At 65.7% G+C, this 8,173-nt stretch carries 5 protein-coding genes; 4 read left to right on the forward strand and 1 reads right to left on the reverse strand.

The genetic code is table 11. The features are described from left to right. Positions 1–8 precede the first annotated feature (8 nt). From J7J50_RS14255 to J7J50_RS14265, 3 genes are all read left to right on the forward strand, one after another. Positions 9–1,487, forward strand: coding sequence for an endonuclease domain-containing protein (locus tag J7J50_RS14255; RefSeq protein WP_343222512.1), 1,479 nt, complete (start codon positions 9–11; stop codon positions 1,485–1,487). Further along, positions 1,468–2,865 (forward strand): UDP-N-acetylmuramoyl-L-alanine--D-glutamate ligase, encoded by a 1,398-nt coding sequence (murD, locus tag J7J50_RS14260; protein WP_215057497.1) that lies wholly within the window; start codon positions 1,468–1,470, stop codon positions 2,863–2,865. Before J7J50_RS14255 ends, murD begins: the two co-directional genes overlap by 20 nt. 199 nt (positions 2,866–3,064) lie before the next feature. Continuing rightward, positions 3,065–3,859: a dienelactone hydrolase family protein gene (locus tag J7J50_RS14265; RefSeq protein WP_215057496.1), complete on the forward strand. Its 795-nt coding sequence runs from the start codon at positions 3,065–3,067 to the stop codon at positions 3,857–3,859. A gap of 660 nt (positions 3,860–4,519) precedes the next feature. Here the strand turns inward: J7J50_RS14265 and J7J50_RS14270 are convergent. Next, positions 4,520–5,521 (reverse strand): polyprenyl synthetase family protein, encoded by a 1,002-nt coding sequence (locus tag J7J50_RS14270; protein ID WP_215057495.1) that lies wholly within the window; start codon positions 5,519–5,521, stop codon positions 4,520–4,522. A 1,122-nt stretch (positions 5,522–6,643) separates the two neighbouring features. On the opposite strand from J7J50_RS14270, the gene J7J50_RS14275 reads away from it, so the two are divergent. Beyond that, the coding region (locus tag J7J50_RS14275; protein WP_215097503.1) for a DUF11 domain-containing protein at positions 6,644–8,173 on the forward strand (1,530 nt) is incomplete at its 3' end.

Genomic DNA, 8,173 nt, shown 5'->3' on the forward strand with positions numbered 1-8,173 from the left:
AAACGCTTGTGAGTGCTCAATTCCAGCGCGACGCGGTGCGCGCCTTCCGTTTCGTCCGCTGCGGCCTCGACGCCGCGACCGGCGTCGCCGAACTGGTCTATGCCTTCGACGACGGCCCGGAGCTGACCGAGACCATCACCATTCCCGGCGCGCCGTTCGCGCTGGCCGGCGCGCGCGCGCATGCGGTCGAGCGGGCGCTGCGCTTGCTGCATCTGATCGCCGGCGTGAGCTATTACAAGGCGGCGGTGCCGGAAGAGATCCGCATCGATTCGTATGCGATCGATGCCGACACCGCGGCGCTGCTGGAGCTGATCTACGTCAACGGGCTGGGCGAATTCGCTTATCGCAATGGCCTGGATCTGCACGGGAAGATTCGTTTTCCCGTGGGCGAGGGCGTGCCCTCACCCCAGCCCTCTCCCGCAAGCGGGAGAGGGAGTTCTTCAGAAGCACCGCCACTGCTCCCTCTCCCGCTTGCCACCCAAGGTGACTTCCTTCGGGGCGCGGGAGAGGGCCGGGGTGAGGGCTGCGCCCCAGCATTGGGCCTGCGCCAACACGCCCTGGTCGCCATCGGCGGCGGCAAGGATTCGCTGGTCAGCATCGAAGCCCTGCGCGCGATGGAGATCGGGCAGACCGTCACCTGGATCGGCGGCTCGCAGCTCATCAAAGCCTGCGCCCAGCGCACCGGCCTGCCCACGCTCAATCTCGGCCGCGCGCTGGCGCCGCAGTTGTTCGAACTCAATCGCCAGGGCGCCTACAACGGCCACATCCCGGTCACGGTGGTGAACTCGGCGATCATGGTCCTGGCCGCGCTGCTGCACGGCGTGGATCAGGTGGTGTTTTCCAACGAGCGCTCGGCCAGCTACGGCAGCCTGATCGAGGGCACGGGCGAGGTGAACCACCAGTGGTCCAAGGGCTGGGCCTGCGAACAGGCATTCGGCGATTACGTCCAGCGCCATGTCGCCGCCGATCTGCATTACTACTCGCTGCTGCGTCCGCTCAGCGAACTGGCGGTGGCGCGGCAGTTCGCCCGCACCGATCGCTACGACGCGCATTTCAGCAGCTGCAATCGCAATTTCCATATTCTCGGCGAGCGGCCGGTGAGTCGCTGGTGCGGGGTGTGTCCCAAGTGCCACTTCGTGTTCCTGGCGCTGGCGCCGTTCATGACCAAGCCGCGCCTGGTCGGCATCTTCGGCCGCAATCTGCTCGACGATCCGGCCCAGACCGACGGCTTCGACGCGCTGCTGGAATACCGCAACCACAAGCCGTTCGAATGCGTCGGCGAGGGCCGCGAATCGCGCGCGGCGCTGGCGGCGTTGGCCGAACGTCCGGAATGGCGCGAGGACGCCCTGGTCGAACGCTTCGCGCGCGAGATCCGTCCGCAACTCGGCGACGACGATCTGCGCATCGAACCGCTGCTGACGCTGGACGAAGAACAGCGCCTGCCGCCGCCGTTGTGGGAACGCTTGCGTGCGTATTTCGCAGCTTGAAGGCCAGCGCGTCGCGCTGTGGGGCTGGGGCCGCGAGGGACGCGCGGCCTATCGGGCGATCCGCTCGCGCCTGCCCGAACTCGCGCTGACCCTGTTCTGCTCGCCGGAAGAAGCCGCTGAAGCCCGCGGCCTGCACGATCCGCGCCTGAATATCGAAACCGCGGCCAGCGCCGAACGCCTGAGCGCGTTCGACTGGGTGATCAAGTCGCCCGGCATCAGCCCGTATCGCGCCGAGGCCCTGGCCGCGGCCGAACAGGGCACGCGCTTCATCGGCGGCACCGCGCTGTGGTTCGGCGAGGACATCGGCGGCCGCACGATCTGCGTGACCGGCACCAAGGGCAAGAGCACCACAACCTCGCTGCTGGCGCATCTGCTGCGTGCAGGCGGCCATCGCACCGCGCTGGTCGGCAATATCGGCGTGCCCCTGCTGGAAGTGCTGGAGCCGTCGCCGCCGCCGGAATTCTGGGCGATCGAATTGTCGAGCTATCAAACCGGAGATGTCGGCATGGGCGGCGCTCGGCCGGACGTCGCGATCGCGCTGAACATCTATCCCGAACACCTGGACTGGCACGGCTCGCAAGCGCGCTACATCGAAGACAAGCTGCGCCTGCTGACCCAGGGCAAGCCGCGCATCGCGGTGTTGAACGCGAACGATCCGGTGCTGTCCGCGCTGCAATTGCCCGACAGCCGGATTCATTGGTTCGGCGATGAGGCCGGCTGGCATCTGCGCGGCGACGCGCTGTGGCGCGGCGATCGCGAAATCATGGACACCGCCGCGTTGCCGCTGCCCGGCCGCCACAACCGCGGCAATCTGTGCGCGGTGCTGACCGCGATCGAAGCGCTCGGCATCGACGCCGCGCCGCTGGCGCCGCACGCGGCGAGCTTCAAGCCCTTGCCCAACCGCCTGCAGCCGATCGGCGCGCGCGACGGCATCGCCTATGTCAACGATTCGATCAGCACCACGCCGCATGCGACCTTGGCGGCGCTGGAATGCTACGCCGGCCGGCGCATCGCGCTGCTGGTCGGCGGCCACGACCGCGGCGTGGAATGGCGCGGCTTCGCCGAGGCGATGCGGCGGCAGGCGCCGCTGGCGATCGTGACGATGGGCGAGAACGGTCCGCGCATCCACGAGCTGCTGGCGCCGGTCGCGGCGCAGGCCGGATTCCATCTGAGCGCGGCGAAAGATCTCGCCGACGCGATGGAGCAGGCGCGCGCAGCGCTGGGCGGCGAGGGCGGCGTGGTGTTGATGTCGCCGGGCGCGCCGAGCTTCGGCCCCTATCGCGATTACGTCGCGCGCGGCCGCCATTTCGCCGAACTGGCCGGGTTCGATCCCGATTCGATCAGCGCGATCGCTGGTCTGGGAATGGGGGGCGGTTGAGGAAAGAGTTCAGAGGAGTGAGGAGTGAGTAAAAGCACGGTGTCCAGACCCAGCTTTTGCGTTTACTCACTCCTCACTCCTCTGAACTCGCTCCTCGCCCTATCCAGAACTTGCGCCTTCACGATCCGAGCCGCGCCTTCACATGCGAGCGCCGCACAGACGCGCTAGGCTTGGGCCTTTCCCCAATCCGGAGTCCGCCATGCGCCGTCTCGCCACCGCCTTGTCGCTAGTGCTGTGCGCTTCGCCGTCGTTCGCGGCGATGCAGGCTAAACCGGTGGAATGGAAGATCGGCGAAGACAACTTCAGCGGCGTGCTGGTCTACGACAACGTCAACGCGATCAAGCGTCCCGGCCTGGTGATGGTGCCCAACTGGATGGGCATCACCGACAACGCGATCCAGCACGCGAAGGACATCGCCGGCGACGACTACGTCGTGCTGGTCGCCGATGTCTACGGCAAGAACGTGCGGCCGAAGAACAAGGACGAGGCCAAGGCCGCGGTCGGCAAGGCCTACGGCGACGCCACGACGCTGCGCAAGCGCATCAACGAAGCGGTGGCGGTATTGAAGGCGCAGGACAAGACCGCGCCGCTGGACGCGAGCCGGATCGGCGCGCTGGGCTTCTGCTTCGGCGGCTCGACCGTGCTGGAACTGGCGCGCACCGGCGCGAACCTGGCCGGCATCGTGAGCTTCCACGGCGGCCTCAAGGCGCATCTGCCGGGCAACGGCGTCAAGGTCAACACCCCGGTGCTGGTGCTCAACGGCGCGGCCGACAAGTCGGTGCCGAACGAGGACATCGTCGCATTCGAAAAAGAAATGGACGAAGCCGGCGCCGATTGGCAACTCGTGAACTACAGCGGCGCGCGTCATTGCTTCGCCGAAATCGAGAACGCCAACAACGCGCCGGAAGACAATTGCCGCTACGACGAACGCGCGTCCAAGCGCTCGTTCGCGGCGATGCGGGCGTTCTTTGCGGAGCGGTTTGGGGTGCGCTGACCCGCGAAGGGGGAATCCAAAGACTTCAGCGTCATCTCTCCAGTCCGTCATTCCCGCGAAGGCGGGAATCCAGAGTCTTCAGAGTCATCCTTCAAGTCCGTCATTCCCGCGAAGGCGGGCTCCGCTTTACTTCGGCGGAGCCGAACATCCAGAGACTTAAGCGCCATCCTTCCAAGCCGTCATTCCCGCGAACGCGGGAATCCAAAGACTTCAGCGTCATCTCTCCAGACCGTCATTCCCGCGAAGGCGGGAATCCAGAGACTTAAGCGCCATCTTTCCAGGCCGTCATTCCCGCGAAAGCGGGCTCCGCTTTACTTCGGCGGAGCCGAACATCCAGCGACTTCAAACGTTCTCGCACGAAAGGCCCTGGATTCCCGCGTTCGCGGGAATGACGTTCTTGGAACATCGCGTTGAAGTGCCTGAATGTTCGGCTCCGCCGAAGTAAAGCGGAGCCCGCGTTCGCGGGAATGACAGCTTGAGTGCGGCTTGAGGCCTGGCGTGCTTCGTTGAACGCAGTCTTACGTCACCACAGCGCCAACTCAACGCCTACCAGCCCACCCCAAACGAACAACGGCAGCCCAAGGCTGCCGTTATCCCTCTACCGATCGATGCACCCGGAACAGCGCGCCCCACAACCGGGCGCGCCCGCAACCCCAACGATCAGTGATCCCGACTAACCGCATACCGCGCCAATCCGCGCAGCGCCGCCGTGTAGTCGCTGTCGTCCAGCCCTTCCAGCGCCGCCTCGGCGGCCTGCGCATAGTCTTCGGCGCGCCGGCGGCTGTAGTCCAGGCCGCCGGTGGCGCGGATCGCCGCCAGCACCTCGGGCATGGCCTCGGTGTCGCCGTGCTCGACCGCCGCGCGCAGGCGCGCGCGCACGGAGTCGTCGTCGCTGTGGGCGATGGCGTGGATCAGCGGCAGCGTGGCCTTGCCCTCGGCCAGGTCGTCGCCGAGGTTCTTGCCCAGGGTCTGCGCGTCGGAGGCGTAATCGAGCACGTCGTCGGCGATCTGGAAGGCATAGCCCAAGGCCAGCCCGTAATCGTGCAGGCGCTGCTGGACCCGAGCGTCGGCGCCGGCCAGCACCGCGCCCAGGCGCGTGGCGGCGGCGAACAGCACCGCGGTCTTGCGCTCGATCACCCGCAGATAGGCCGCTTCGTCCGTATCCGGATTGCGCACGTGCAGCAGCTGCAGCACTTCGCCCTCGGCGATCTGGTTGGTGGTGTCGGCGAGGATCTTCATGACCTCCAGCCGGTCGAGTTCGACCATCAGCTGGAAGCTGCGCGAGTACAGGAAGTCGCCGACCAGCACGCTGGCGGCGTTGCCCCACACCGCGTTGGCGGTGCGGCGGCCGCGGCGCAGGTCGGATTCGTCGACCACGTCGTCGTGCAGCAAGGTCGCGGTGTGGATGAACTCGACCACGGCCGCGAGCTGGTGGGCGTCCGGGCCGCGGTGGCTCAGGGCCCCGGCCGCCAGCAGCAACAGCATCGGCCGCAGGCGCTTGCCGCCGGCGCCGACGATGTACTCGGCGACCTGGTTGATCAGCACCACGTCCGACGCCAGCCGGCGCCGGATCAGGGCGTCTACGGCCGCCATGTCGTCGCGGGCCAGGGACTGGATGTTCGCCAGGTCGAGGACTGACAGGGTCGTAGCGCTGGGAGGCATGGGACGGCCGAATCGTTGGGACATGAATTATAGGGCTTGTGTCGCTTTGCATCTCAGCCCTGCGCGAGCACGCCACTCACGGCGCCGCCCACGCGTATGGCAAGCGTGACTGATCCGCGCGTCGGGCTGAATCAGCTGAATTCCAGAATCTGCGATTTAGCAGACAATTTGCGCTCTTTTTAAGGCTGTTTTGGATGTATGTCGCGTCGATATTTCACGCGGCTTCTGCATGCATAACGTTAATTTCTGTCTGAAAGGGCACATTCAGTTTGCCGAGATTGGGGCTTTAAGACGTAACCCAGGCACTTCGTAATTCGCCCGCCGGCAGGGTCCAAAGCTGACGGGGGAGGTCACTCTTCTGACCAGGAAGGGCGCTTTTGTGCGATGGGTCGCTCGTTTTTATTGTGATGGCCATTGAAATAGTAATGTGATGGATGGCACACTATTTGCCATCCTGTCCTGTGTGGCAGTGCTCAACACGTATTTGGCGTTAGGGGTTCCACGGTACTTCTGGTGCATCTGTCGGCACTTTCCCTCGTAGGGAAGGTGTTGGTGGGGTGGAAATAAGGGGGAGGCACGTTATGACGTGTCAGGGGCTGAGTATCGGTATCCAAGGGGATGTCGCTGGTCCGGCCGCCATGTGGCGGCTTCCTGCTGTTTGTCGAGCGGCCGCGCAAGTGCGGCCGGCGTCAGGCGGCTCCTGTCCAAAGCGAATTGAACAGCCAGGCCTCGGTGCTTGGGTTGGCGTGGCGAATGTGCCGAGCGAACTCCACGCGCAAGACCCCGCAGTAGTTCAAGCGCAAGCGTGCGCTGTATCAACAACACGTTTTATGTGGATGTAGAGCCGTCCCGGGCTTGAGCGCTCAGCGTTCGCCCACGCATCAGGCATTCGTCGTACCTGCACGACCCGCAATACGAACAAACCCGCAGCAAGCACGTCGACCAGCCGGTCGGCGGCGTCCGGACATCGCCGCAGGGCGATGGACGATGTCGTCCCGGCGCTTACCGAACTCCTGTTTGGGCTAACGCATGAAAATCGCCACTACTCGTACTCCGGCCAGCCAATCGTCCGTCCACCGCGACGTCCGTGCTGGATCGCGCATTGCTCGAACCGGAGTGCGTGTGCTGCTTGCAGCCGTGCTGACCCTGGCCGGCCTGCCGGCGATGGCGCAGTTCGCCAATCCACTGAACAACACCGCGACCATCACGCCGCCGGCCAACGTGACCAACGTCGATACGGCGTGTACGGCCAACGGCGGTACGTTCAATGCCGGGACCGGGGCTTGTTCGGCTACGGATTCGAATACGTTGGCGGCGGTGGCCGATCTGGTACTGACCAAGACCGATGGCGTGACCAGCGTCACCGCCGGCGGTTCGACCATTTATACGATCGTGTTGCGCAACAACGGCCCGAGCGCGGCCAACGGCACGATCATCGCCGACCCGGTCGCGGTGGGCCTGACCAAGACCGCCGTGAGCTGCCTGGTCAGCGCGGGCACCGCGGTCTGCCCGGCCGTGACCGTGGCCAACTTCGAAAGCGGCGTGACCATCGCGAACCTGCCCTCGGGCGGGGAGCTGACGTTCACCGTCAACGCCAATGTCACCGCGACCAGCGGCAGCGTGACCAACGCGGTCACCGCGACCTTGCCGGCCAACACCACCGATCCGACGCCGACGGGCACGGTTACCGATGTCGACACGGTTACCCCGGTCGCGGATCTGGCCATCACCAAGACGGTGCTGCCGACCAATCCCGCGATAGGAACCAACGTCACCTTCACGGTGACCGTCAACAACAACATCGGCCCATCCGATGCGGCCGGCGTGGTCGTCAATGACGTGTTGCCGGCCGGCTATACCTTCGTTTCCGCCACCCCGAGCGTGGGCACCTACAACAGTGGCAGCGGCGTGTGGACGATCGGCGCGCTTGCGCATAACGCCAGCGCGACCCTGACGTTGGTCGCTCATGTCCTTGAAACCGGGCCTTATCTCAACAGCGCCACGGTGAGCGCGACCACCAACGATCCGGTCGCCGGCAACAACACCGCGACGGCGACGCCGACGCCGGTGTCCAACCCGAGCTGGACGCTGGACAAGGCCACCACGTCCACGCCGACCCGCGCCGGCGACACGGTGACCTATACCTTCAGCGTCACCAACACCGGCAACGTCACGATCAACAGCATCACCGTGACCGATCCGAAGCTGCCTTCGCTGGCGTGCACCATCGCCACGGTGGCGCCGTCCGCCACCGCCAGCTGCACCGCGACCGGGAACGTCTATACGGTCACGCAGGCCGAGGTGAATGCCGGTTCGGTCGTCAATACCGCGACCGCGACCGGTACGCCGACCAGCGGCACGTTGCCGAACGCGACCGACACCAATACGGTGACGATCGCGGCCGCGCGTGCGATGACGATCGACAAAGCCTCGACCGCGACGACCTATGCGACGGTCGGCCAGGTGATCCCGTACACCTACGTGGTGACGAACACCGGCAACGTCACGATCACCGCGCCGATCAGCGTGACCGACGATAAGACCACGGTGACCTGTCCGGCGCTGCCGGCCGGCGGCTTGAATCCGAACCAGACGTTGACCTGCACGGCGAACTACACCGTGACCCAGGCGGATCTGAACGCCGGCACCTTG

This window comes from Lysobacter sp. ISL-50 (assembly GCF_018612875.1).
Taxonomy (GTDB): Bacteria; Pseudomonadota; Gammaproteobacteria; order Xanthomonadales; family Xanthomonadaceae; genus Lysobacter.